A 25253-nucleotide genomic window follows, 5' to 3' on the forward strand; every position below is an offset into this window, starting at 1 on the left:
CGTCTCATGTTCGTGGCGCATGACCACTTTCATCCCGGCCCGCCAGGTAACGCACAGGGTTATCTTGGATGGAGACTAGCTGAATCAGGCATCTATGAAAGAAATAGCTCAGTCCGTAGCGTACAGAGCTCGCCACTTCTGAAACCCAGCCACGGCCGCTCTGATAGGGAATGCCAACAACCGTTGGCCCAAAAGGACAAGCCATCAATTGCGACGCGGCTGCCATTGATCGATTGGTTGGCATCTGCGTCGCTACAACCGATCAAAGATGATGAGTTCGTTGGCATTGGAGGCTCATGCAGGATCCACCACGCTAGCGGGGGCCCGTTTGCCATCAGCCCGAGATCGTCGCGGTAACTTGCTTGCCAAGGCGCGTCGCGAACAGTGCGTGGCGCCATCCATTAAGAGGAGGACGTGTTCGCGGAGAGGCGCGGGCATATCGAGTTGTTCGCAGTGCCAGTGGCATCCGGCCCGCTGGAACACGCGCTCAATGGGCCACTCATCTCGGCAACGCGGCGGGCGGGGGCGAGAGAGTACCGGCACGCATAAATCCCTTCGTCCTCGCATTTGTCTTCCTCCGCCGTCGGGTTTGGCCCTTTGCATAAGAGGGCATGCGCGTGATCGATGCGGTGGGCAATCTTGAGGTGATCGCGCGACAAGAGCGGTCGTACCTTCGCAGATCCTGGAAGCTGGAATGTTTAGCTATGCGCATCTGGGCTCCACCGCAGACGCCTAACACTGCCGAGATGCTTACAGCTGTTTCAGCTGAGAGATATCACCGAGCAGGCGAAAAGCGCGACAAGAATGCCCGCGATCGGATCAAAGCCGGTAAATTTGTTTTTTTACCAAACTTGATCAGTCAACGTGGATCGGAGAGGAGTCTGGGGTATTGCAGGTCACCGGCACCGGCTCATTCGGCATCAACTACATCAATCCCGCCCCTCATGCCAACAAGCAGCGATAGATGAGGGCTTTGTCGAACGCGAAGTCCACCGGCTGGCCTATGTCATGCTAACGATTTCGACTGCGAACGGACCGCGCTAGCCGAAGTCTCGCGCCCCCTTCGACGTTTGATGATGCGTTTCGCCCGCGAGAGGAGAAGCGGGTATCGTCATTGAACTGCTGCTGCAGTAGAGTCGGGGAGAAACCAAAACAAGGCGCCTGACGCATATGGGCTGTTCGTCGAATCCACAACCATTTCGATCTGGATATGCCGGTGGCACCTCTTCCTTTGGTGTTGCCGTGCGTCAATGCTGGAGCATGTCGGGCGAGCTGAAACGACTCGGGTTCCACCGGCAAAGGCCTTGTCTTTTGATCGCGCGATACCGTTATTGAGCGGGCTGCCATAAACCTGCCATGCTTGACAATTGTCGACGCTTTCGAGGATATGGCCTCTCGCAAAAAATTTGGTGGGCATCGCCGTCGATGATCAGGTCCGAGCTCGTTCAGCGCATCACCGACCGCAACGCGAATCTCTATCTGCGCGACGGCGAGAAAATCGTAGGCGCTATTCTGGACGAAATCGTTGCTGCACTCGCGCGCGGCGACCGGGTTGAGCTGCGTGGCTTCGGAGTATTTTCGGTCAAGCTTCGGCCGGCCCGCATGGGCCGCAATCCGCGAACGGGGAGAAATATGCGAATTGACCAAAAGCGTCTTGCGTTCTTCAAGGCCAGCAAGGAACTACGCGAGCGCCTGAAGCGCGATGCGACAAAGAAGGCGATATCCCCACCGAGGTCAGCTGACGAGGGTTTGCCGCAGCCAACTTCGACCGGAGAATGCTCAGAGGTTCTTGACGCAAGAGGTACTACTTGACATCTGGACGAAGGCGACCGTGTTCGTCACTCATGACACTGAGGAAGAGCGTCCCCTGCCGGTCGGATCTTCGTCATGAGGGTGAGGCCGGCGGGTGTTGTCAGCGACATTGACTTGCCATTTGAGCGGCCGCGGCACACCGAAAGTACCGCCAGCAGTGACATCACCAGCAAAAGCAACACCACGCGCGATACCATCGGTCATCGATGGCCCGAAAAGGCCGCCTGTGCGAGGGCAAGATAGGGATCGCGCAATCATCCGATTATTGGGCGGGTTCTTCGTCTCTCTCCAGTTGAGGTTTTTCATACAGGACCGCGTTCAACAACGAACGATGCACTTCAATCTTGCCGTTGTAGCTGATCAATCCGAGCTTGCGAAATTTGTTCAGGAAGAAGCTCACCCGGGATCGGGTCGTTCCGATCATCTCCGCCAAGGTTGCCTGGTTGATCGACGCATCGATTGGCGTTGGCTTGCCATCTTTTCCGAAATTGGCCAGCAGAAGCAGCAGGCGTGCGAGCCGCTTCTCGCTCGAATTGAAGAGCTGGTCGATCAGATCTTCTTCAATGCGATTGCTCCTGGTCACCAGGTAGGTCACGAAGAGCTCTGAAAATCGTGGCTCCTTGCGGAGCGCCGCCATCATCGCCTTTTGCGTGATTGAGGTGATAAGGCACTCCTCCATCGCCCTTGCGGTTCCAACGCGGACCGCCTGACCATTCAGGCAACCCTCGCCAAAAAACTGCGCTGCATCCAATATGCCGACGACGGCTTCCTTGCCTTGCTCGGAAACAACGGTCACCTTGACCTTGCCCGATTGGATGTAAAAAACCTTATCGGCCTCTTCGCCCTGGGCGTAGATGATCCGGCCTTTACGGTACTTCAATATCGTCTTGCCGGCCCCGACTTTGGCGAGAAAAGCCTGGGGATCGAACTGTCGCTTGGTAGACTTCACAAGGCCCTCCTTCGGACCAGCGATGTCCAAATATTAAAACTGGTGGGCTGTGGTCAATATTGACCAGCGGACCAGTTTCCAAGGGGAGAAAATCACCCAGTCGATGGCCGGCAATGTGGTGGGCGCCCGCCCGATCCAGAAAGGGTGCCCGCATGCTCGGCTTTCGCACGCATCCAACCGGTCCGCCGCTGAGCACCATCGAGCGCCCGCACTGTCCGCTCTGCCGGACCCGCACGCAGCTGGCCTGCATTGCGCCGGGCGCAGCAGGTTACCTGCTCCGCACCTTCGAGTGCCCCAAATGCGATCGTGTTTAGCAGTCGGTCGTGGATAGCGATCCCATGAAAGGCGCCAAAGGGTGGCTTGGCGGCGAGCTTAGATCCCCGGACTAGATTTTGGCAATCTCACGGGAGATCAAAATGGCCGATCACATAGCTCCCTCACCGCGGGTCCGATCGAGTCCACGATGCCAGCGATGTGCGGACGCTACCGTGGTGCAGCGGATCACGCCTTCGCGAGCTGGAGATGAGCATTGGACGCTGCGCTGCAAAAGCTGCGGCCATATCCACCAGATGCAGGTCGTGTCGGGCCCGTCGCAATCCGGACCTCTCGACTGGTTTAAGAGAGAAATTGTGGATTACCGAAATGAGCATAAAAAAGTGTAAGAGACGAAGGTCACATTTCTGACGGCGGATCTAAGAGCAGGCAGATGCGCGCGCCAGCGAGGCGACGCTATTGCTTGAAGGCGAGGCGAGACAGAACGCGCTTCGTAACGCCGCACAGCTGAGGGTGTATGGCTTCATGAAGCGCGCACTGCACCACAAGCCGTCAAATCGAAGTAACAGATGCGGATCGGGAAAGTCGCGGCATGGCGGATTCCGGCTCTGAGATAAACCAAATCACCAATCCGGCTTGGATTACAACCACAATGAGCACTGGCAATCCAGGCATCTATCCGTGATTTGCAAGCCACTGCAACGCGTTGTCGGTCTCGCGACGGTCAGCCCCGCGCAACGCGTCGGCGGCTCCATGACCATCCAGCTCGCCGACGGCCGCAAGATCTTCCTCGATTTCGCGAGACCGTCCGAGGGGCGCCACCGCCAACATGTATCTCGACAAGGACGGCAACGTCGTCAACGTCCTCTCCACCAACGGGCATCTCGCCGTCGGCGTGGGGCCAGTCACTTACGTCGACGACGAACAACGACAAAGCCGAGCCCTTCGTCTGGACCAAAAAGGTCCGTCAACACGGTTTCAAAGGCCCCGTATCACTCAGCTCTGGATACTAGCGCCAGATATCGAATTCCAAACCTGAAGAAGGAGCAATCTATGCCTGACGCACCGAACTTGCGCGCACCTTCGTGCGAAACGTACGAAGGATTTGATCTGCTTCATTTGGCACCATTGTCCCTGTTTCTCGTTCGCGCTAAGGGAAATGGGCGAAGACTTGAACTCCTGAACTAATAACCAAATGAACACCTACAGCGAGCTAATGATACAATGGCGTGCGGGTCCTCTACCTCGAACGCGGCTCTATCGGCGCGTCCGTGGAGAATGAGCGCTTCGAGCTGGACGCGCGGCGCGACGTCGTCCGCCGCGTGCTCAAGCAGAAGCTCGCGAGTCTCCGCGGTCACCGGGCAGCCGTCAGCGAGTTGTGATTTTCGAGTGCACTGCGGACCAGCCGGCGCTCTGCCGGTTGCGCTCTGGGACGGCCAGCCATGAGGATCGACTGCGAGGTTCACGCCTTCCGTCAAGAGGTCCGGCGGGCGACGCCCGTCATCGACGGCACCTTGGAACGGCTGGAAAGCGCGGCGCGCGACTGCGCGATCACCGGGCTGGTGCTGGTCCAACCCACTTTCCTGCACGGCGACCCGATGGAGCTCTTTAGCCAGGCGAGCCGGGCCCAAATGCCGGTGCGACTCGTTCCACCCCTCATGCAGTCGTTGGCACCTGCGGTCATGGAGGAGTGGGCCCGATCGGGCGCCGTGGGTTTGGCGGTAACCCTTGATGATCGTGATCCGCTGGCTGAGTCCTTCGAGGCTGCTCTTCAACTGGGCTTCCACCTGGAGGTGTCCGGCGGGGTCGAAGGACGAGAGGGCCTCGCAGAGTCGCTGCTGGCCGACGGCCATCGCCTGGTGTTCCGAGACTTCGGACTCGCGGACGGCACTCGCGATCCGATCTGGGACCCTCGATTGGAGCGACTTCTGGCCCTCGCTGAAGGCGCCGAGGTGTGGGTGAAACTGGCGGGGATCGGACGTGTCGCGGATGGTTGGGCCAAGGCAGCGGCGGGGCGGCTGCTGAAGAGGCTCGGGCCGGAACAGCTGCTCTGGGGGTCGCAGTGGCCGCACGTGACGGCAGCGCACGCCTATGCACCAACCTATGCACAGACGTTGGACTGGCTTGAGGAGCTCGTCCCCGACGATGACGCAAGAGGACGGATCCTTAGCGCGACCCCTGCTGCCCTCTACGGTTTCCGCAGCTAGGACCTGTGCGGCAAGATTCCGCGCGCTGTGATCCGCTATTCACGACTGACGCTTCATGTCCACGGCGACGGCTTCGATCGTCCCGCCGGCCTTGATGGTAGCCACAGCTTTCCAAGTCTACGTTCGATGCGCGGAAGCTCATCCTTTATCGACGCAAAGCTACCATCTCCGTTGAATGGTCAAAGATGCGGCTCGAGGCCAGAAAAGCGAGGTTGAGGGAGAAGCTCGCGAACGCGGAAGAGCCGCCGCCGCTCCTGCATCCGAATTTGACTGAGATCTCCATCAGCGCGTAGGCGCGGCAGGCCACGGCATGCGAGCCGGCACAGCTGTTTTCCTGAAACTCGTCAGCTTCTGGACAGTCAGCCTTACTAGCGTGAAATCTGGTCTCTCGGTCACGGACCTGGGCTACCGCATCGGGCGGATCTGCAAGAGACCATGTTCCCAAGGCAAGATAGGAGAGTTGCATGGATTTCAACCGAACTGACGGTGCCGGGTCGTCAAGGTCTCCCGGTGAGTACGCCTGGAATCAAGCGGATGATGATTTCCTTCGTCAGGTCATGGATGAAGCAAGGGCAAACGAAGCGGGGCCATCATTGGCTCCGCCTGAGGAAACATATGATGTCTCATGGGCGGCTCCCCAGAGATTTTCTCACGGCTCTCAACCCGCCCCGCAACAAATGATCGACAGACTGTCCCACCACGGTCTCCTGCCGGACGCGGACCAGCCGACGATGACCTACGAGATCCGGGGTCACCGCTACACGGCCACGCAAGACCCGACCAGCGGCACTCGTCTCATCCACCATCCTTTGGAGGACCAGAGAATTGGCAACGGGCCGCAAGGGGTGCCAGATTTCGGAGCATTCTTCCGGGAGACCCGCGTTCACGGTGTCCCGCCGCCGGAGCAGTGGGCGTCGCTGGCCCTGATCGAGAAGCTGCGCGAGACGGATCACATGCCTGTCCCTGACCACCCAACAACTATCGCGCTCGACGGCAAGCTGTACAAAGCCGAACTAGCTCAAGGAGGGTTCGTCAGGCTTACGCGGCAAGGATGAGACTCTAGGCGATGGCTAAACCGGCGCAGCGCAACCAGGCTAGGTGTCTGGTTGCGCATGTTCGAAGCGTTGACGACGATCCGAACTTTGAATACCTGATCGTCGATTCCACCTTCGTCCGCGCCGGCACCCCAGCCGCGCAAGAGCGGGCTCAAAATCAGGCCGTCGGGCGTTCGCGCGGCGGCCAGACGACCAAATCCTAGAGCAGGAATAGCCCTCCGATGCCGACGCGAGTAACAGTTTTCCTCACGTCAGCCGGCTGGACAGCTGTTGTGCTCGCAATCCTGCTCTATCTGATCTTCAGCCCTGGCTGAGCCGGGTGATCCTAAACGGGCCTATCTAAATCGATGCCATAGCGGATGAGCCGGCGAGAATACTCTGCTGGAATTTCTCGCGTGTCCTGGAGACCGAGCGCAGACCCCGACATGCCTCGCAGCGCGCTCTGCAGCTTCAGTCAACGCTGTTGGCTCGGGCATTAACGGGGAGGCATGGACGCTATCGGCCGCGGCACGGAATTATCTTGGTGATGGCCACGCGTTGCCAACATAAGTACGAAGAATAGGAGGAGGACTACGAGCCCGCGCATATCAAAGCTTATCCCGAAGCTGTACGACAATTGTGGAACGGATCTGCAGCCGACCGATGAGCGAATTTCGCGGGGCTCAAGAAGCCCTGGTTGGCCTGCATGCGGCTGGGCGCCGCGCGAAGGTGCCGGCGTCAGCTCAGCAGATCGACCCTGCCGGTGTCGAGCCGATACAGACCCCCGACCACCTTCAGTCTGTTCTGTCCAACTGCCGCGTTCAGAATCGGACCCGCCGATTTGAGTTTATTGACGTTATCGACGACGTTTTGCCGGGTCGCATTGGCGAACGTATCACCTGGTTGCTGGCGAGATTCCTTTACCGCAGGCGCAAGCGCCGCGACGAGGGATGGAATACGCCCCGGCGGCGGCTTGTCGTCGTTGAGAGACTTGATCGTGGCGTCTATCGCGCCGCAATGATCGTGACCGAGTACCATGATCAACGGCGTGTTCAGAACGGCGACGGCATATTCCATACTGGCGACCGTGTCATCGTTGGCAAAATTGCCGGCGAGGCGGCAGACAAACAGATCACCAAGCCCGCTGTCGAAGGCAAGTTCGGGCGCTATGCGAGAATCGGCGCAGCTCAGAACCGCCGCATATGGATTTTGCCCGTCGACCAAGACCTGGCGCTCGCCTTTCAAATCGCCGCCTCGTGATGCGCCCCGGACATAGCGGTCATTACCTTCCAATAGCCGCTTCAGCGCAGCATCAGGCGAAAGCAGGTTGTCCGGCTTGGGCGGCCCTTTTGCTTCCTTCGCGTCAACAATGTTGCCAAGCCGCATGCCAACCGCCGAAACAGCGAATAACAGCAGCGAGCGGCGCGAGGGCACGATCGTGATCGGATAAGACATGTTCCGGGAACGGTTTGGGTGCATGTGTCACTCATCGTACGGATTTGCGCCACCCCGTGGCTTCGGCCTCTGCTTCGCTGCAGAGCCAGCGATCATCCAGCTTCTTCGTCATATCGATTTGTCCGTAATCGAGTTGCCCGGGCAAATGATAAATGCGCTCGCCCTTGCGGCCCACGGTGCCCTTTATCAGGCAGTCGGGTGAGGGCGGGTCCGATAGCAAAGCGGATCCGAGCAGGAGTTCCTGAGCGTCGGCCGGTATCGAGCTCGAGCCAATAATGATCGTCGCCTTGTTGCGGTGACGCCAGTCCCAAGGCGCGATGAACGCCCCCGACCATATGCCCGCATAGGCATTACTCGCCACAACCTCATAGATAACGTAGGTATGGGCAAATCGACCCCATGACAGCGCCCAGCCCGAGCTTACCATCCACGCGTTCACGTCCTCGCCTGCGATGAAGCAGCTCCCGAGTGACCGGCCGTACTCGTCTGCCCCTGTGGTATGACAATCCCACGTTCGTCCGTTCGAATGCTTGATAAGCTCATCGCGAGCAGCTACGCCGCAAGCCCATTTCTGGCCATGGGCGTCGAGGCAAATCTGATCAGTCTCTGGCGCGTCAATGCCCGAAAGCCGAATTTTGGTTTGCTCGATCTCGATCGTATTGCCGTCGATGACGCGCGGAGGCCCGCTGAGTTTCGCCGCGCAAACCGGAGATGCTATGATAGCGAGCAATGCGGCCATCATCACGCGGCGTTTCATCCCGATAACCTTTCGCTCTTGGTCCATCCGGTCAGACACCCGCACAATCCGGCGCCGCCACTTTCGGCTGCCTGATCTTTCCATGTCCGTTATTTGGCCTGTGCTGCATCATCCGGCGTTTTCTTTGTGAGGGCTTGGTCGTGGATTCCACCCTACGTCCTGACGCAAGGTGAGGTTCAAGCGATTTCTTCCGGAGTGCGTGCTGCGGCATGCTTCCGGCCTCGACGGTCTCTCTCTGCCCAATGCATCGCGCTCGGCCCGCGAGTTCGGCGAAGCTGCGCATGGGGGATTTCCTCCTCGCGCCATGAGGAAGTCAAACCTCAGGAAAAGGGGCCCGCCGTCATGGAGTATGCCGGCGTCGTTATCATTCCCCGTTGCCGGGTGCCCTCATTAGCGGTCTCGCCGCTGCACCCGGTCCCGCGTGCCGCCTTCGGCGTCGCTCATGCTCACGCTCCTATGGGTGCCAGCAGTCGCGCGCTGCGCTGCGCGCACGCCTGATCGGGACTTGGGTCTCCCGAGCATCTCCAGGCCAAGTTCCGTGAACAATGGCACGGTGAGCTGGTCGCGTCGCAGATGATTGGCGTCCTCTCACTGCATGCGTATGGCGGGGGTCAAACCGGCTCTCGTAGGTGGCACGCGGCCGCCTGGTCACGGGTCGATTCCCTCGCGGACCGAGCCGAGCCAACAGTGCTGCCTGACGTTTCTCACGACGGGTTGAAGGCTGCGAGGGAGGCTCGCGGTCTATTTGCGGAAACGTCACAGGGCACGTCAACTTTCAGAGCGCATGTGGTTTGCCGTTGCTCCGACGCGCTCAGCGTCAAGGAGCTGCAGCGCGATCTTGCTCTGTGCGACCATTTGCCGAGGCCTTTCGCGCTCCCTCGAGTGCTTCCCGTTCATTTGGCTCTATGCGATCGAACCAAGCGCCAGGAGGAAAGGCCGCGATACGCTTGGCAAAGAAGGATTGCGGCGCCCAATCTTGTCCCTCGCTCTTCTCGAAGGTGATGACCCCGTTATGGGTAAAATAATGGGGCCCGGGGATATTGCAGTTCACCAAAAGCAAAACGCGCCACAGATCACCTTTCTCGGCCGGCTTGTCATTCGGCTTTGGCACGTAATCCACTTCAACGGGTTCAATGATATTGCAGCGCCCGTGCCGCAGAAGATTGCCGAGCTTGCCTTGCGCGGTCATCACGAAGTTGAAGTTGGCCGGATCATGCAGAAATGGAAGATTTGCGTCCTCTTCGCCATCTGTGATTTCACTGGCGATCAACGAGAGCGCCAAGGCGCGCCAGCCCAATTCAATCGGCTTTGCATACGTCGACGCAAGTTTAATCGTCCCATCGACTGCGATCTTCCAAGCAATAACGTACTGTTCGTCTGATTTGTGGTTCCGGTGCCTGGTCCATAGAAGATAAACGTACTCAGTTCGGTCAATTCCTTCAGCGACTCCCCACGTTTGAGGAACGAACTGCGCCACCTTCGAGACCTTGGAGATAATGTGTTCTATCGTGTCACCGTCCTGTGCTCGCCACACTGACTTGACTCGTTCGACAAGGGCGTTGTCGTCGCAGCGAACATTGTTGCTCGTCGCAGCCAGCGCGGCCAGGCAGATCAGTGATCGACCGAGATAGAACCAAAGCACGCGTCTTCCAGATATTTTCTTCATAACCGCCGGCCCATCTGGTTTTCATTTACACGTCAATTCCAAAGCGGAGCAACCTTCAACGCGCTATGCGCGATCGCAAGAAGTTAGCGGCGACGTGACGCGGGCGCCCGCCAGTGTCCCGCGCGAGCAGGCGCTGTCCCCTCGATGTCACGCGCCGCTAACTTCGATGGCCAGCCAAAGCCTCAATTTGCGATGCTGGACCTACCCAGGAGGAGAAGCCTGGGCAGGCCGAGGGTCTGCATTCTTCGTGCCAGGTAATAGGCGGCAGTTCGCACCATATTTGTGGCGTCTTTGTTGGCTTTCCGACTTGCGAACGTATTGATGTTTCCATTCGGCCTATCCGCCGCGACCTCCACGATTTATCCCTGTCATGCACTGGATCTTCGACAGCGCAGGCGAACGCCTTCCCGCCACGTTCCCGGCGGCGATTGGGAGAAGGTGTACCGCCATTGAACCGTTCGGGTCGGTGTCGTTGCCGACAACGTCGGCGTTCGATCCCTGCCATGCCTTTGGGCACTTGCAGCCAAGGCGTCCATTGCGGCGTCTTGGCGCTCCTTCGCGGCCATGGGGCGCTCCTGGAGTTTCGAGGGTGATCGGTTGTGCTTGGCACTCTACGGGCCCACAACGACGCGAAGTCGCTTTTCAGCACCGAGCATTTGGAATAGATGCCAAGGAAGTTCACCCCTCGAGCAGGCGGATGAGACGGCGTTTCTCGCTGCGCACGCGCGATGGCAGGTTTATCGGCCCGTCATTTATCGACTTTTCGTAAGCGGGTAGGGGGCGTCGAGCCGTGCTAGTTTCGGCTTGAGCTGATCAATAGTTTCGCGAGTATCCGTCTAACGGGTTGACGCATAAGCGGCCTTATCATCCATTCGAACAGACCGACCGCAAAGACGCCAACAGAAAAGACGCCTAGGGCACTCCAAACAGCCATTTTCATTGCGGGCCTCTCTGTTCTTGTTAAGGCGGTTCGACATGCTTGCTTAGGCAGTATCGCCAAGAAAGACCAACGTGACGCCTGCCAGAATTGGCTGGCATCGTAAGACAATATGCTCGCTGAGTATGCTGTTGGAGTTCGCATATGTCCTGCGCTTGCCAACGCCGATCCTTGGTTGTTGGTGGAGAAGGCAGACGCAGGGTCGCGTTCTTGATGAACCGTAGCTGACTCACATGAAGACCGTCTGCTCGACGCAATAGCCCTCATCGCGCAGGCCGCATTTGTCTCTTGCACAGATCTGACGCGCGGCTTCAACGTCAACGCACCATTTGATATGGTCATTGTGATATTCATGATTGCAGAGCGGCTTCTACATCGAGATCCATGGTGGAGGCGGACCATCATTCGCATAAGAGAGGCCACAACATTTAATTTGAGAGGTTGACGGAAGAGCTCTCTTGCCGATAATCCAAGTCGTCGAGGTTCTCCGGGTCCCACTTGATCCGGAGCTAAGAGGGAAGCCGGTGCCAATGCCGGCGCTGCCCCCGCAACTGTGAGCGGAGAGCCGCTGTCCAACAGAGTCACTGAAGCCTGCGCGGCTTCGGGAAGGCCGGACAGCGGCGATGACCCGCGAGCCAGGAGACCTGCCCCGGCAGTATATTCGTCCACGGGCGGGGTGCCCCGGTGGTGCGCCAAGCAGCCGTCGCTCGCGCGACTTCCCTGCCTGCGTCCGCCATGGCCTTTGCCCCCAATATGGGGTTAACGCTATGTCTCTTCTCTCGCTTCCGGTTGCCACGCTCGGAACGCCGCGCATCGGTCCAAGGCGCGAGCTCAAACTCGCGCTCGAAAGCTACTGGGCAGGAAGAGTCAGCGAACAGCAGTTGCTCGAGGACGCAGCTGGCCTGCGTGCTGCGAACTGGGCTCGCCAGACATCCCTCGGTGTCACTGTCATTCCGTCGAACGATTTCTCGCTGTACGACCAGGTGCTCGACACCAGTGTCATGGTTGGCGCCATCCCGGAAATCTACGTGCCGAAAGCCGGATCCGCTTCGCTGGAGACGTACTTCGCCATGGCACGCGGTTCACAATGCGACGGGCAGGATGCGAGTTGCGGTCACGGACCGCGCGCGTATGGCGCACCCGCGCAGGAGATGACCAAGTGGTTCGACACCAACTACCACTACATGGTCCCGGAATTTAACCGCGGACAAACGTTCAGCCTGTCCTGTCGCAAACCTATCGATGAGTATGAGGAAGCCAAGGCACTTGGCTTTCAGACTCGCCCAGTCCTGATCGGGCCGGTCACATTCTTAAAGCTCGGCAAGAGTGCGGATCCTGCGTTCCAGCCACTGTCACTGCTGGATGACCTGATACCGGTCTATATCGAGGTTTTGCAGGAATTGGCTAAACGCGGGGCAAACTGGGTTCAGTTTGACGAGCCCTGCCTCGTCCTCGATCTGGATGAGAGCTCGCGAAAATCCTTGCTCCATGCCTATGACCGGCTCGCAAAGGAGGGGCCGGCCATCAAGATCATGGTAGCGAGCTATTTCGGCGACCTCTGCGACAATCTGGACACCGCCTTGCGCCTGCCTGTCGCCGGGCTGCACCTCGATCTGGTTCGCGCGCCACAGTTATTGGACGAGATCATTGCTGGCAGCCGGAATGATCTCGTCATGTCGCTCGGCGTCATAGACGGCCGCAATGTGTGGCGGTCGAACTTGTCGGCGCTCCGCCAACGGCTGGATCCCGCAATCGCGAAGCTCGGCAAGGATCGCGTCCAGATCGCCCCATCCTGCTCGCTGCTTCATGTGCCGGTCGATGTCGAACTCGAGACGGAGCTCGCTTCCGACGTTAAGACCTGGCTTGCTTTCTCGGTTCAGAAGATGCGCGAGCTTGCGACCTTGGCGCGGGCACTCGCAGGCGACCAGAATGTTGCGAAAGCTCTTGCGGAATCCGAGCGTGCCGCGTCCATCCGCCGCACTTCGCCGAAGATCCGTGATCCCAATGTCGCCGTCCGACTCGGAGCGATTAACCGGACCATGCGCGGGCGCGCCAGCCCATTTGCCAGTCGTGCCGAGATCCAACGCAAGCGCTTCGGACTACCGGCTTTTCCTACCACGACGATCGGATCGTTTCCGCAGACCACTGCCGTCCGGAATGCCCGTGCGGCGCATGCGCGAGGCTCGATGAGCGACGAGCAATACGACAAGTTCCTCAAGGAAGAGACGGCGCGCGCCGTACGTTGGCAGGAGGACATCGGTCTGGACGTGCTCGTGCATGGCGAGTTCGAGCGAAATGACATGGTGCAGTACTTCGGCGAGCAACTCGCCGGCTTCGCATTTACGAAGAACGGTTGGGTGCAATCCTATGGCTCGCGCTGTGTCCGGCCGCCGATCCTGTTTGGCGATGTCTCGCGGCCGCAGCCGATTACCGTAGACTGGTGGCGCTACGCACAATCACTAACCAAGAAACCGATGAAGGCGATGTTGACCGGACCGGTAACGATCTTGAACTGGTCGTTTGTTCGCGACGATATTCCCCGAAGCGAGGTCTGCCGTCAAATTGCGCTCGCGATCCGAGACGAAGTCGGCGATCTCGAGAATGCTGGTGCGACCATGATCCAGATCGACGAAGCTGCCCTGCGCGAAGGATTGCCATCGCGTCGATCGGAATGGCCTGCTTATCTCGAATGGGCCGGCGACTGCTTCCGCATCTGCTCATCGGGCGTCGCCGATCAAACCCAGATCCATACCCATATGTGCTACTCGGAGTTCAACGACATCATCGATGCAATTGCTGCAATGGACGCGGATGTCATTTCGATCGAGACCTCGCGCTCGAAAATGGAACTGCTTGACGCGTTCAGGAGCTACAAATATCCAAATCAAATCGGGCCAGGCGTGTACGACATCCATTCTCCACGCGTTCCCGAGACGGGCGAGATGAAGGAGCTCATGGCGCTGGCTCGGAAGCGGCTGCAGGATTCGCAGCTCTGGATCAATCCTGACTGTGGCCTGAAGACGCGCAAATGGGAGGAGGTTCGCCCCGCGCTGGTCAATATGGTCGCTGCCGCCCGCGAACTGCGCGCTGCATCCGATCCAGTAGGCCGCTGATCCAGCCTGGTCTCTCGTCAAGAAAGCTGATCCGCTTGTGGGCCATTTGCGCTCTTGATCATCGCGAGGGAGTTTTGATGAGCACAAAAAGCCCGGCCGCCATTAGCGGCCGGGCGGAAGTCTAGTCTGGGAGGAGCGACGCTGCTACGCATCGCGCCGAACTTCCATCGGCGCAGGGAGGACAGCCGACGGCTCGATCACGGAGAGGACATTCGCCGAAATCTGAACCCAGTTAAAGCACAAGCTCAACGCAGCTCAATTATGCCGTGGTATGCGGCCGATATCGCCTGGGATTAGAAATCTACACCAAGGTTTGCCGCTGATAGGCACTTCGCGACGCTTTGCCGGGTCGAGTAAATTTGGGCGGCAATGCCGGGCGGTCGCGGCATGCACGGGTATTAAGCGCACGTTGGTGTGCGTTCCTGCCCGCAAACGATATGCTCGATCAGCGAGACTATACGAAAAATGCCGACCGCAAGGATCTTATAGTCGTGACCAATGCAATGAGCGCCTTGCTATTGATTGAGACCCTGCTTCAGGCAGTCATTGGTTCACCGGGTCCATCCGATAGTCAAGTCTCGGTTCCAACCTCTGTTTGAGATCCTTGTGCGGCCAGATGGAGAAGGTGTGACGACGACGCCTGAAGGTAAACTCGCAGCGGGAAAACATGCTCTTCGGTCGTGCGATTGGTGCCAACCCGACGCATAAGCCGGTTCGGTGATGTCGATTTCGGACTCCGAAACCGCTCGGTTCGGCTTGGTCGGTTTAGACCGCCCGACTGTGTGTGGCCCGGGACCGAGGAAGGTGAGCGTCGAACGCCGATGCGACGCTCCGGACCAGGAACTCTGCGCCATCGGCTACGGAAAGCCGGCCATCGTCAATGACCACGACGCCATCTGCGATAAGGCTGTCGAACCTGGAATGATCGACGACGGCCAACCTCGGATCCCTGCCGTGACGACGGGAGGTCTCGGAGAGATCGACTGCCATGTCGCACATGATTCGCTCGATGATCTCGGCACGGAAGCGATCGTCATCCGTCAGTAAATAGCCCTTCGTGGTGGCGAGCCGATCCTCGGTGATGCGTGCGAGGTAGTCCTTTGTCGAGACAGCGTTCGCGACAAACCCCTGTTCCATGCGGCCGATGGCGCTGGCGCCCAGACCAATGAGCGCTTCCGCGCCATCGTCAGTATAGCCCTGGAAATTGCGCCTCAACCTGCCTTCCCGCCTTGCCTGGGCGAGATTGTCGTCGGGCAGGGCGAAGTGATCGATGCCGACGCGTACGTATCCAGCATCAACCAAAGCTTCCGCGATCGTTTCGGATTGGAGGTGCCGCTCGACACTGTCGGGCAGGGTGGATTCATCGATCTTGCGTTGATGCTTCTTGAAGGACGGAATGTGCGCGTAGCCATAGGTCGAAAACCGGTCCGGATGCAGCTCGAGGCATTTGGCGACGCTGTCCAGGCACGAAGAGACCGTCTGCTGGGGCAGGCCATAGAGCAGGTCGAAACTGATCCGGCCGACGCCGGCGCGGCGCAACCGATCGACCGAAGTCGCGGTCTCTGCGAAGCTCTGCACACGATTGATGGCCCGCTGAACAACTGGATCGAAGCTCTGGACACCAAGGCTCGCCCGGTTAACCCCGCAATAGCCTAGCGCCTCGGCCATCGGCTCGTTCAACATGCGTGGATCGATCTCCACGGCGATCTCGGCATCAGGCAGGACAGCGAACCAATAGCGCAACGAACCGACCAGATCAGCAAACGTTTCGGGTGTCATGATCGTCGGGGTGCCGCCCCCGAAGTGAATGTGAGAGATCGGCTGTCGTTGACCGACGGTTTCTGCAACAAGGTAGGCTTCAGTACGCAGTCCCGCTACATAGTTCGCGATCGGCTCCTGGCGTTTCGTGATAGATGTATGGCAGCCACAACACCAGCACATGTTTCGACAAAATGGCACGTGCACGTAGATTGAGGCGGATTGCCGGGTGCCCAACGACCTGAGCCACGTTTGGTAGTCGGATTCGCAAACTGACGCTGAGAAATGCGGGGCCGTCGGATAGCTGGTGTAACGCGGCAGCCGGTGCCGCCCGTAGGATTGTGCCAAGTCCGGTCGCATTCAGATGCCTTGCCTTTCTTCCTCGCCAGGCTACCGAACACGCGGCACATAAGCTTTGCGCTGGCTCAAAATATCCGGGTTGCTGATGGCCATGGTGACCCTGAAACCGAGACTGGTAGAGCATGCCCGCGGCGTATACCGCACTTTTGATCGCGATGAAGCGGTCACGCGCCGGGCTCCGCGCGGTCGCAATTGTCCGTCCTTATCGGTCGGCGGACGTGCGTGACACCCGTTTCGCGCGATATCAATGCGGCGCAGGCCGAGCGATACTGCCAACTGTCGTGCTGACGGTCACGATATGGAACCTGCCGGCCCCCGAGCTGCGGAGAGGTTCGGCCATGCCGTGTGCGACCGGTGGCTGAAGGAGGCGATGATCGAGCGCAGAAGCCGTCCTGGCCGTGCAGGCAGCGTGCGCCGGCGAGCATCGCCACCTTCATTTCAACAAGATGAGCATAAGCGGTTTCTTCTCATGAAACGCCAGCGATCAATACGGGCCATCCGTCTCGGCGACATTTAGCGGCTTGCCGGCCATCGAGGGCAAGAATGCGACCGAGCTCCGTTCGGCTTCAGCTTCTTGCTCCAATTCTAGAATGTGCGCTCTTAGCGCATCGGAAGTCGCTTCCGCTGTCTCGCTGAATAGCGGATCCCCATGATCGGTGACGGCGGAAGCGATTTCGGTCCAATCCTGAGCCGATAGAGCCTTAAGGGCAGCGGGGAAGAAATCTCGTTCTTCCCACATCATATGGTAGCGCTCGCCTGCTATAAAGTCGCGTACGATGTTGCCGACGTCTTGCCGAAGGATTTCACGATCTGCGAGGACGCCATCAATAGCGTGAGCGAAGCGGTGCAAACGGTCAACGACTTCCTGGTGTTCATGCGCGAGATCGCCGACGAGTGCGGCCGCGTCCGGGTCGCGAGTCTTGAGCTTGGAAAAAATCAAGTCTTCCTGGGGATGATGGTACACCTCCGGGTAAACCTCGAAGTAGCTGATGATCGCGCGAATGACCTCGTAGTCAGGACGGATCCCATGCTCAAAGATCTCCAATTCACGTTGGAGGGCGACCAGAAGCAGGTCAATGTTGCGATGCTCTCGAAGCAAAAAATCGATGATCATTGCGGTGCTCCATGGAGGAACAATCGAATTTTAAATGCGATTCTTCCATTCGTGCTAGATCGCCGAGTTTCGGTGTCGTTCACTCGCAGCAATCTGTCCGCGCTGTTCGTCGCACAGAAGTAGCGCATTTCACCGTGGTGCTTGCACTGGCGCAAACCAACTTAGCCCAGGTTCTGCAAAAAACGGCTGGGCAATCTGTCGTGACGCAACTCGACTCGGCGTGAGGTCGGCAGGGCGATCACGCCATTCTGCTCAAGCTGTGTAAAGGTGCGCGACACCGTTTCGATCGTCAAACCAAGGTAATCGGCAACATCTCGCCGTGACATCGGCAGTTCGATGGCAGCGTTGTTCGTAGTGCGACGAGACATATCGAGCAGGAAAGTCACGACCCGCTCTTCAGCGCTGCTGATTAAGAGCATCAGATGTTCCTGAAAGCGGTGGAGCTCGATCGCCATCGCCTCCCACAGCTGTCGTGTGAGTTCCCTCTCGTGACTGGCGCGAACAATGAGGGCGGTGCGCTTCACCATTAGCAGGTGCGTCTCACAGATCGCCTCGGCCGAAGAGATATGGCCTTCTCCGGCCTCGAAGCCGAAGATGTCACCGGGCAGATAGAACGCACCGATCTGACGACGTCCATCGTGTAGAATCTTGTAGGTCCGTACCGCACCCGACACCACCTGATATAGGTATTCCGCTGCCTCGTTCTCGCCGTAGATCTCGCTATTGAGAGTGAAGCGCATCGGTGTGGCAATCATACCAAACGGTCCATGGCTACGAGCTTTCCCACGCAGGACGTTAGTCGGATGACGGCTGATCTCGTGAAAACTGGCGGCCTGGGGGCACATGGCGAACTCAATCTTGCGAACGTCGATGGTACGCAGATTGGCCGCTCGTAACGAACTGGGAAATTTGGATGTTTCCCCTAAGTAAAAACCCCTAAGTATTTACACCTAAGTCCTATGAGGAGGGCGTCTTGAATGAGTGCGGCACGGTCCCTTGGTTGCTCAAACACGCTCAAAAATCAGCTAGGCCGCTTCGGATCGGAGGCTGCATGCTGGTGGCAGCAGACATTGGCGGCATCCCGGATCGATTTGCGCGGGCCGATTCGGACGACGTGCTTGGTCATGATCTGATCCGCGCTTGTGGGATCCTGATTGGGAGAGTGGATCATAGCACTCGGCTCGCGTGACATGTTGACCTGGCTCAACAGCCGGGCTTGCTCTCCAGGATTTCAGATGCCGGAGGAAATCGCGACCTGGCCTGGCCGGAAGCTGAACTCGGGCATCGTCGGTTGGCCGGTAAAAAGACTATCCGCGAGGCGGCGGTCCTGTTGCTGATCGGGGCGGTGGCGTCGCCATTGCGCCGATCGCGACGGCGTTCAGACCGCATCCAGGATCTGGCGGCATGTCGTCCGTACAATTCTTGCTCTCAATGCGACATCAGGACCGGGATGGTGATTGCACGGAGCATGTCCCCCGAGATGCGGCCGAGCAACCTTTCCTGCAGCCGACAGTGGCCGTATCCGCTCATCACCAGCAGGTCGAGGCTTTCCTCCGCTGCAAGCGAAAGGAGGGCGCGCTGCGCGGACCAGGATGCTGGGAGCGACACGACCTTTGCAGGAAGCCCTGACCTTGCAAGGTACTGTCCCAAATGGTCGGCGGAACTTTCCGCCCGCACCCTGTCCGGAGCGGTGATCGCGATGATGGTGAGCGCGCCGGCTTTGCGCAGCAGCGGCATCGCGTCGTGCAATGCGCGGGCCGCACGGCGGCTGCCGTCCCAACAAATCCCGATTCGTCTGGTCGAAAAAGCCCCGTGGAAGGTGTATGGCAGGTACAGGACGGGCCCGCCGGCCTGGAAAAGGATCTTCCTGGGAATAACGTTATCGTAGCTGTCACAGCCGCTCTGAGGCTGTGTGACGATGGTCATGTCGTGGACCCGCGCGCTCGCGCAGATGATCCGGCGCGCCTCGGCTGCAACCGCACTCAGCGCGCGGCTCGTGTAGGAAATACCTGCATTCCTTGCTTGCAGATCAAAGACATGAAGTGCCGCTTCGGCTCGCTCGAACGCGCGCGCCTGCTCGACTTCGAAGACCGAGGTGACTGCCGTTCCGCTGAGCCCAACGAGCGGAACAATAGTTCTTTCATAGCCGATCGCCACCACGTCAAGATGCGCGCCCGTGCTCAGTGCGAAGGAAATCGCACCGTTCACCGTAGCCCGCACCGGGAGCTCCGTAGGAAGATGGACCAATATGGTCCCGAACATTGCCGTTCTCCGGGCATGAAAGGCCTGCTGCCCACCGGAGCACAAATCTGGGCCGGGCAATTGATCTGCTTCAAATGCCGTCGTTGATTTTGTTTGAGTACGATCAAACCGGCCACGGAGCAGTTCGCGTGACGGTGTGATGCCAAGTCAAGCAGAGAGGAACCAGCATGACATGTGTTGCATCGGTAATGCCGGCCGCAGTACTGCACGATTCGGCATGGTCATTCCGTCGCAGATACCAGTGCGGCGATCGGGGCCGCGAAGCAACCCTGGATGCCGTCCATTCCTCGCCATCGTCGGTCGACATTCATGTTGAGGCAAACAGGTGTATGCTGAACGCGAGGAACGACAAGCCAGCAACCAAGGTGATGAACGGCCGGTTCGCCGCGGCGGAGCGGGATGCGCCAATGCTCGAACTTCGCGAACTGCTGCGGCCAATCCATCAGCGCGGCTCGCCGGCGATGGATGACAAAAGCAGTCGCGTCGGCACCCTTGTGTCCGAGATCGGCGCTTCCCGGAATTGATGAGAACAGTCCTGGGCTCGAACGCGCCCATCACTTCGAGTAGGTGCTCTTGAGGGCCTCTCTTGCTGCCATCGGTATCGATGCGCTCGACGACGTCGTCGCGCAGATCGGGGCAGATGGACGTCAGCGCGACAGCCGTGCGCGGATCTGCCGCACCGGGGGCCCGTCTCGCTGATCAATGCCGGTTTGTTGGTCGCGGCTTGTGCTGAAGGTTCCGCCGCGATGTGCCCATGACGTCTCACGTCCCCGCGACTGAGGATCATTCATCGACGAATTCGTCCAAACGACCGCCACCAACAACATCACCAGCCCGGTGCGGAGCGTTGCTCCCGGAACCACCGTTCATCGCCTGATCCACGCACCTTGAACAAGCCATCGTGCCGCTTGCGATGCTGCTAGAGCCCCGCGGTGATGGCGATCCGCATCAACTCGGACATGCTGCGGACATCTGTCTTGGCCATGAGGTTCGCGCGGTAAACTTCGACCGTCCGGGGGCTGATGCCAAGATCATGGGCGATCACCTTGTTGATCTTGCCGGCTAGTAGTCCCTGCAGAACGTCACGCTCGCGCGACGAGAGGTCCGCGAGGCGGGCTTCAGCCTGCCGCTTCGCTGCGTCATCGGCTGGTTTCGCTTCCAAGGCACTATTGATGGCACGCAATAGACCCTCGTCCTGGAACGGCTTCTCGATGAAATCGACCGCACCCGCTTTCATCGCTTCAACTGCGAGCGATACGTCGCCGTGGCCAGTTATCAGGACGACGGGACAGCCGACGCGGTCGGCCTTCAGCTTGCGGAGCAGTTCGAGGCCGCTCATGCCCGGCATGCGGATGTCTGATACAATGCAGTCGGCCGGACCGCTCGCGACCTCATCGAGGAACTCAATCGCCGTCTCATACGTCGCTACGCAGAAACCGTTGACATCAAGCAAAAACGCGAGCGAGTCCCGCATCGCGGCGTCATCGTCGATCACAAGAATGCGCCGCCCAGTCATGCTTCTTCACCAATCTCCGCAAATGGCAGGGTGAACTGAAAAATCGTGCCGCCGCCCGGCTTCGCTTCCGCGACGATGTGGCCGCCATGGGATTCGATGATTGTCCGGCAGATTGAGAGTCCCACGCCCATGCCATGCTCTTTCGTCGTGACAAAGGGCTGGAACAGGCGGTCGGCGATATCGGGGCTGATGCCGGGACCCGTATCGGCAACGGTAAACCTGGCGAGGCCATCGACCTTGGTAACTCCGACGGTCAATTCGCGGCGCGGGCAGGACGCCATCGCCTCGATTGCGTTGCGTATCAGGTTCAGCGCGACTTGCTGGATCTGGATCTTGTCGACGATCATTGACGGCAGATCGGGGTCGCTGCTGATCGCCACGCGCACGCCTTGTTCCTTGGCGCCGAGAAGTGCCAGCGCAACAGCCTCTTCAAGTAGCGTGATCGGATTCTCCACAGAATGCTGCGTCTCGCCTTTGGCAACGAATTCCCGCAGGCGTTTGACGATATCGCCCGCGCGCAGAGCCTGTTGGGCGGCTTGTTCCAGTGCATCACCAATGCGATTGGCGTCCGGCTTGTCTGACGCCAACACAGCCTTTGCGCCCCGCATGTAGTTTGTAATGGCGGAAAGCGGCTGGTTGATTTCATGGGCGATAGACGATGCCATCTCACCCATGGCGGTCAGCCGCGACACGTGCACGAGCTCAGACTGCAGCTCTTGCAGCCGCCGTTCCTGCGCCCGCCGTTCGGTCAGGTCTCGGATGAAGCCAGTGAAGAAGCGTTCGTCGCGCACTTTGGCCTCACCTACGGCAAGCTCCATCGGAAAGGTCGAGCCGTCGCTCCGCTCGCCGACCACGATGCGGCCGATGCCGATGATGCGCCGCTCGTCCGTGGTCAGATAACGATCCATGTAGCGGTCGTGCTCGGTGCGGTAGGGCTGCGGCATCAACTTGGATACATTCTTTCCGACCACTTCGTCCGGCGACCAGCCGAACAAACGCACTGCCGCGGCGCTGAACGAGCGAATGATGCCCTTCTCGTCAATCACGATCATCGCTTCCGGAACGGTGTCCAGGATCGACTGCAAATGAACTTGCCGATACCGCGCCTGCTCCGATTCCCGCCGCAGCCGATCGCCCATGAAGCCAAGCATGGGACCAAGGACCGCGAATCCGGCGATATCGATCATGTTTGCGGAATCGGTGATGAGGCCTTTGCCAAGAAAGGCCGCGCTGATGACCAGGCAGAGCAGGGTAGTGAAACTCGCCGGTCCGCGGCCGCCGGCGAAAGCTGCAAAAACGACGGCTGGAAGGTAGATGATCGTGAACGTGCGGCCCTCAAGATAGGGATCTAGCGCTGCGCGCAGCATGAGGGCCAGCGCGGCGGCTGCCGCGGCAGTGCCATAGCGGTACCAGTTGCGATCGAACATATCTTCGGGCAGGCCCTCTCATTGGATCGACTTTACATCGTTGGGCCGCGGGGGGCTACGGGAGGCAGGAGCGTATCAATTTACGTCGATGTATGGCCGCCGCTATTTGGGCCAGATGCGCCAGTGCGTGGGCTGCACAGCAACGTGTTCTCCGGTCTTGGCCTTGACCCAGCCGCCGAAGATCCGGCGGCAAGGGAAGACGAGCCGGTGAATGGCATTACCTTCGATTACGGCAATCTCCAGGTCCCAATCAAAGGGCGCCGATTCGACCCGTTCCCAGGTCACGTTGCCAATAGATCCTGGACGGAGTTCATCACCACGGACTGACATATTTTAAGCATCCTTCCGAACAATACGGACCACATCACGTGTCCGTCGCGCGAGCAGGGGCAGCGCAATAATCGCCCAAGAGGCGCGTGGTCTCGATCGCGTCAGTCGCCGCCGGGGTTCTGTCGCCCATGGCGTCGTCGCGCCCATCGTGCTGCGAGATGGTCCTCCCGCCAACCGAAATATGAGGACTGACACTTGCAAAGCAACTCCCGGGCTTCGGTCGGGGCGATCCGGACCTGCTCAAGCCAGGGCCGGTTAGTCTTCATCGGCTTCTTAAAGCATTTGGACTGCACTGCGGCTCCCGAAACGTACCCGCGGCGGGTTGGTTTCGCCGTGGCTTGTCACGTCGAACATCCTCGTCGTTGGGAAAGTCTCCTTGTCCTACGGCGTCATCGTGAGGCGTTGCGTGTTGATGGGGGCGACCACGCCCTTGCGAGCCCAGAAGCGTCTTCAAGCGAGAACGGGACGATCCCGCATTCGCTTGATGTCATTCGGGTCGGCCTAACTACGCTCGGCCCCGAGCATCGCGCCGGTCCGCAGGTCGATGAAGTGGACGCCATCGCAAGCGGCGCAGGCTATCGGGTGAAGATCGTCGGCGCTCAGCTCGGGTGCGTCGTCCGGCAGCAATCCTTGAACCCGGTCGCCGGTATTTGGGCACGAAAAGATGATGGGGCGCCAAGTCTTTCTGTCTGCCATGTGTCTGACCTTGACTGGAAGGCCGTTTCTATCGTTAGCCCGCCGCTGACATATTGATGCAGGTCAAAAAGCAGATGCGCGTCTAGAGCGCCGGATAGCCAGCGGCCGCTGCGAGCGGGACAGGCGACTTGCGGGCAACATGTTCGAACTCGGGTGATTCGCTAGGGCGCGCCTTGGTCCGCGACAAGCCTGCGAGCAGCCGGGTTGATGGAAATCAAAATGCCGGACCCGCGATTGTGTCAGTGTTGAAGGGCACCGCACGCGCGTCGGGCCATGACAACATGTGTCAATATGCTGCGAGAGCCACGAAGGAGATGATAAATTGATTGCTCGCCTCGCATTGTCGGTGGCCCTGTCGGCGCTGATCGCGGCCATAGGCCTCGGCGCTGAGGTCCTGAACCTTGGGCTTATCGAAACCTTGGCTGCGACTGGCCTGATCATCGGCTTTGCGGTCGCGGCGGCAGGGTGGACTGTCAGAAGTGGGATGGGGTCGGCTCGCCTCATTTGCCTACGATCACGGGCGCGCGGGTCTCGCCGCCGATAGTGCCCCCGCCGTCCGGCGCTCGCCAGTAGAGGCTCTGCCCGGTGATTGGCCAATTAGTCGGATCTTGCGGAAATGCTTGCTGAGAACACTAAGCATCGCCTGCAAGATTCGCGACGCCTTGAGGCGCCATATTGCCGGCGATTGAATAGGGGGTCGATGGAGGTCAACAATCGGTATCTCGGACGTGACGGTCCACGCCGCTCTCGACCGTATCGACGAGAAATTCCCGGATCAGCGTCTCAACTTAATCGGTCGAACGCATGAACAGGCCAGAAGTCGCTGTCGCGGAGCCGCGTCAAGCTAGCGATTGCGGATTGTGTAGAAGAATAAGAACGCTTTCGTCGCGCTGCCCAAGCCTCGACGTGATCTCGACAAACCGGAACAGACAATCTCTTTGCGATGCGGCTTGAGGCAAATCAAATACTTTTCTGGCGCAAATGGCAGAATAGGCATGGCTAAGCCAACCCACAGGATAGGCCAACCCACAGGAAGAGGGTGTTCATGCCTTCATTTAACGTTCGATTCATTAAGACCGTTTGCGACGATACCGGCCACGAGCATCGTGCCTGCCAGGCAGCGTTCAAGGTTGATGCCGCCTCGCTGAGTGCTGCTGCACAGCAGGCGGAGACCGACTTCTGCAAGCAAAGGGGTGTCCGCGATTGGACCATCTTCGCCGATGCGATGGAGCTTCGAACCCCGCCTGCACTGCCGCCGGCATGGGGTGGCTAGCTTAAGTTCGGCTAGCCAGAGGTCCGCGAATTTCATGACGCACTCAATCTGCGAATTCAAATGCGATCGCAAAAACATTATTGCGAGCGTTGATTCGAGAGAGGAGCTTTGCGATGCCGTCACCAATTCGGCAGGCGCCCTGTTGTCCGCGGCACCAAGCAGACCTTGCCGGACTTTTGTCGCTCGTTCAGCTGCCTCGCCGCGGCGCTCCGCCGAGCGTCGGTCCGGAAGACGGATCCGGATCAAACGATTTGATCTCACAAACTGGTCTTGTGCATGCCAAAAACAAATCTACCTCCGGCAGCTAAGGCTGC

At 59.1% G+C, this 25253-nt stretch carries 17 protein-coding genes, 2 pseudogenes and 1 riboswitch; of the genes and pseudogenes, 8 read left to right on the top strand and 11 right to left on the bottom strand.

Features of this window, described 5'->3' with window-relative positions; translation table 11 throughout:
* Window positions 1–1425: 1425 nt before the first annotated feature.
* A pseudogene (locus ACOIX3_RS10675) lies at window positions 1426–1704 on the top strand (integration host factor subunit beta); the annotation flags it as partial.
* A 370-nt stretch (window positions 1705–2074) separates the two neighbouring features.
* On the opposite strand, the gene ACOIX3_RS10680 reads toward ACOIX3_RS10675, so the two are convergent.
* Window positions 2075–2761: a Crp/Fnr family transcriptional regulator gene (locus ACOIX3_RS10680; RefSeq protein ID WP_420969732.1), complete on the bottom strand. Its 687-nt coding sequence runs from the start codon at window positions 2759–2761 to the stop codon at window positions 2075–2077.
* Between the two features lie 1502 nt (window positions 2762–4263).
* On the opposite strand from ACOIX3_RS10680, the gene ACOIX3_RS10685 reads away from it, so the two are divergent.
* From ACOIX3_RS10685 to ACOIX3_RS10700, 4 genes and pseudogenes are all read left to right on the top strand, one after another.
* On the top strand, window positions 4264–4416 hold the full coding sequence (locus ACOIX3_RS10685) for a hypothetical protein (protein WP_420969733.1): 153 nt from the start codon (window positions 4264–4266) through the stop codon (window positions 4414–4416).
* 60 nt (window positions 4417–4476) lie between these two features.
* The gene (locus tag ACOIX3_RS10690) at window positions 4477–5241 is read left to right on the top strand and encodes an amidohydrolase family protein (RefSeq protein WP_420969734.1); all 765 of its coding nucleotides are present in this window, start codon (window positions 4477–4479) and stop codon (window positions 5239–5241) included.
* 464 nt (window positions 5242–5705) lie between these two features.
* Entirely contained in the window at window positions 5706–6296 is a 591-nt protein-coding gene (locus tag ACOIX3_RS10695) for a hypothetical protein (RefSeq protein ID WP_420969735.1), read from the top strand.
* A 33-nt stretch (window positions 6297–6329) separates the two neighbouring features.
* A pseudogene (locus ACOIX3_RS10700) lies at window positions 6330–6493 on the top strand (IS5/IS1182 family transposase); the annotation flags it as partial.
* 520 nt (window positions 6494–7013) lie between these two features.
* Here the strand turns inward: ACOIX3_RS10700 and ACOIX3_RS10705 are convergent.
* The 3 genes from ACOIX3_RS10705 to ACOIX3_RS10715 form a co-directional block, all read right to left on the bottom strand.
* On the bottom strand, window positions 7014–7730 hold the full coding sequence (locus tag ACOIX3_RS10705; RefSeq protein WP_420969736.1) for a carbonic anhydrase: 717 nt from the start codon (window positions 7728–7730) through the stop codon (window positions 7014–7016).
* A 31-nt stretch (window positions 7731–7761) separates the two neighbouring features.
* The gene (locus ACOIX3_RS10710) at window positions 7762–8487 is read right to left on the bottom strand and encodes a thermonuclease family protein (protein WP_420969737.1); all 726 of its coding nucleotides are present in this window, start codon (window positions 8485–8487) and stop codon (window positions 7762–7764) included.
* Window positions 8488–9304: 817 nt separating this feature from the next.
* Window positions 9305–10129 carry a nodulate formation efficiency C protein gene (locus ACOIX3_RS10715; RefSeq protein WP_420969738.1) on the bottom strand — a complete coding sequence of 275 codons (825 nt, stop codon included), beginning with the start codon at window positions 10127–10129 and terminating at the stop codon, window positions 9305–9307.
* A 1424-nt stretch (window positions 10130–11553) separates the two neighbouring features.
* Window positions 11554–11757: riboswitch (cobalamin riboswitch) on the top strand.
* A gap of 100 nt (window positions 11758–11857) precedes the next feature.
* Here ACOIX3_RS10715 and metE point away from each other — a divergent pair.
* Window positions 11858–14203 carry a 5-methyltetrahydropteroyltriglutamate--homocysteine S-methyltransferase gene (gene metE / locus ACOIX3_RS10720; RefSeq protein WP_420969739.1) on the top strand — a complete coding sequence of 782 codons (2346 nt, stop codon included), beginning with the start codon at window positions 11858–11860 and terminating at the stop codon, window positions 14201–14203.
* Window positions 14204–14968: 765 nt separating this feature from the next.
* Here the strand turns inward: metE and hemN are convergent.
* From hemN to ACOIX3_RS10740, 4 genes are all read right to left on the bottom strand, one after another.
* Window positions 14969–16321 carry an oxygen-independent coproporphyrinogen III oxidase gene (gene hemN / locus ACOIX3_RS10725; RefSeq protein ID WP_420969740.1) on the bottom strand — a complete coding sequence of 451 codons (1353 nt, stop codon included), beginning with the start codon at window positions 16319–16321 and terminating at the stop codon, window positions 14969–14971.
* A gap of 484 nt (window positions 16322–16805) precedes the next feature.
* Window positions 16806–17435 (bottom strand): hemerythrin domain-containing protein, encoded by a 630-nt coding sequence (locus ACOIX3_RS10730; RefSeq protein ID WP_420969741.1) that lies wholly within the window; start codon window positions 17433–17435, stop codon window positions 16806–16808.
* Between the two features lie 161 nt (window positions 17436–17596).
* Window positions 17597–18190: a helix-turn-helix domain-containing protein gene (locus ACOIX3_RS10735; protein ID WP_420969742.1), complete on the bottom strand. Its 594-nt coding sequence runs from the start codon at window positions 18188–18190 to the stop codon at window positions 17597–17599.
* Between the two features lie 673 nt (window positions 18191–18863).
* A complete protein-coding gene (locus tag ACOIX3_RS10740; protein ID WP_420969743.1) occupies window positions 18864–19697 on the bottom strand; it encodes a universal stress protein in 834 nt (277 codons plus the stop codon).
* Between the two features lie 167 nt (window positions 19698–19864).
* Between ACOIX3_RS10740 and ACOIX3_RS10745 the strand changes: the two genes are divergently transcribed.
* Complete coding sequence (locus ACOIX3_RS10745; RefSeq protein ID WP_420969744.1) at window positions 19865–20221, top strand: hypothetical protein; 357 nt, start codon at window positions 19865–19867, stop codon at window positions 20219–20221.
* A gap of 395 nt (window positions 20222–20616) precedes the next feature.
* Here ACOIX3_RS10745 and fixJ read toward each other — a convergent pair whose 3' ends face one another.
* The 3 genes from fixJ to ACOIX3_RS10760 all read right to left on the bottom strand — a co-directional run bounded on the left by fixJ (window position 20617) and on the right by ACOIX3_RS10760 (window position 22970).
* Window positions 20617–21213 (bottom strand): response regulator FixJ, encoded by a 597-nt coding sequence (fixJ, locus tag ACOIX3_RS10750; RefSeq protein WP_420969745.1) that lies wholly within the window; start codon window positions 21211–21213, stop codon window positions 20617–20619.
* Entirely contained in the window at window positions 21210–22640 is a 1431-nt protein-coding gene (locus ACOIX3_RS10755; RefSeq protein ID WP_420969747.1) for a PAS domain S-box protein, read from the bottom strand. The genes fixJ and ACOIX3_RS10755 overlap by 4 nt, the downstream gene beginning before the upstream one ends.
* Before the next feature lie 102 nt (window positions 22641–22742).
* Window positions 22743–22970 (bottom strand): hypothetical protein, encoded by a 228-nt coding sequence (locus ACOIX3_RS10760; RefSeq protein WP_420969748.1) that lies wholly within the window; start codon window positions 22968–22970, stop codon window positions 22743–22745.
* 1741 nt (window positions 22971–24711) lie between these two features.
* On the opposite strand from ACOIX3_RS10760, the gene ACOIX3_RS10765 reads away from it, so the two are divergent.
* Window positions 24712–24939, top strand: coding sequence for a hypothetical protein (locus ACOIX3_RS10765; RefSeq protein ID WP_420969749.1), 228 nt, complete (start codon window positions 24712–24714; stop codon window positions 24937–24939).
* Window positions 24940–25253 lie beyond the last annotated feature (314 nt).

This window comes from Bradyrhizobium sp. B120 (genome assembly GCF_049075665.1).
Lineage (GTDB): Bacteria > Pseudomonadota > Alphaproteobacteria > Rhizobiales > Xanthobacteraceae > Bradyrhizobium.

What these genes read in the sequence shown, in the direction of transcription:
- ACOIX3_RS10690 (WP_420969734.1), top strand. Translation starts at nt 4,477, where the DNA reads ATGAGGATCGACTGCGAGGTTCACGCCTTCCGTCAAGAGGTCCGGCGG.
- ACOIX3_RS10695 (WP_420969735.1), top strand. Translation starts at nt 5,706, where the DNA reads ATGGATTTCAACCGAACTGACGGTGCCGGGTCGTCAAGGTCTCCCGGT.
- ACOIX3_RS10705 (WP_420969736.1), bottom strand. Translation starts at nt 7,730, where the DNA reads ATGTCTTATCCGATCACGATCGTGCCCTCGCGCCGCTCGCTGCTGTTA.
- ACOIX3_RS10710 (WP_420969737.1), bottom strand. Translation starts at nt 8,487, where the DNA reads ATGAAACGCCGCGTGATGATGGCCGCATTGCTCGCTATCATAGCATCT.
- metE (WP_420969739.1), top strand. Translation starts at nt 11,858, where the DNA reads ATGTCTCTTCTCTCGCTTCCGGTTGCCACGCTCGGAACGCCGCGCATC.
- hemN (WP_420969740.1), bottom strand. Translation starts at nt 16,321, where the DNA reads ATGCGACCGGACTTGGCACAATCCTACGGGCGGCACCGGCTGCCGCGT.
- ACOIX3_RS10730 (WP_420969741.1), bottom strand. Translation starts at nt 17,435, where the DNA reads ATGATCATCGATTTTTTGCTTCGAGAGCATCGCAACATTGACCTGCTT.
- ACOIX3_RS10735 (WP_420969742.1), bottom strand. Translation starts at nt 18,190, where the DNA reads ATGATTGCCACACCGATGCGCTTCACTCTCAATAGCGAGATCTACGGC.
- ACOIX3_RS10740 (WP_420969743.1), bottom strand. Translation starts at nt 19,697, where the DNA reads ATGTTCGGGACCATATTGGTCCATCTTCCTACGGAGCTCCCGGTGCGG.
- ACOIX3_RS10745 (WP_420969744.1), top strand. Translation starts at nt 19,865, where the DNA reads ATGACATGTGTTGCATCGGTAATGCCGGCCGCAGTACTGCACGATTCG.
- fixJ (WP_420969745.1), bottom strand. Translation starts at nt 21,213, where the DNA reads ATGACTGGGCGGCGCATTCTTGTGATCGACGATGACGCCGCGATGCGG.
- ACOIX3_RS10755 (WP_420969747.1), bottom strand. Translation starts at nt 22,640, where the DNA reads ATGTTCGATCGCAACTGGTACCGCTATGGCACTGCCGCGGCAGCCGCC.
- ACOIX3_RS10760 (WP_420969748.1), bottom strand. Translation starts at nt 22,970, where the DNA reads ATGTCAGTCCGTGGTGATGAACTCCGTCCAGGATCTATTGGCAACGTG.
- ACOIX3_RS10765 (WP_420969749.1), top strand. Translation starts at nt 24,712, where the DNA reads ATGCCTTCATTTAACGTTCGATTCATTAAGACCGTTTGCGACGATACC.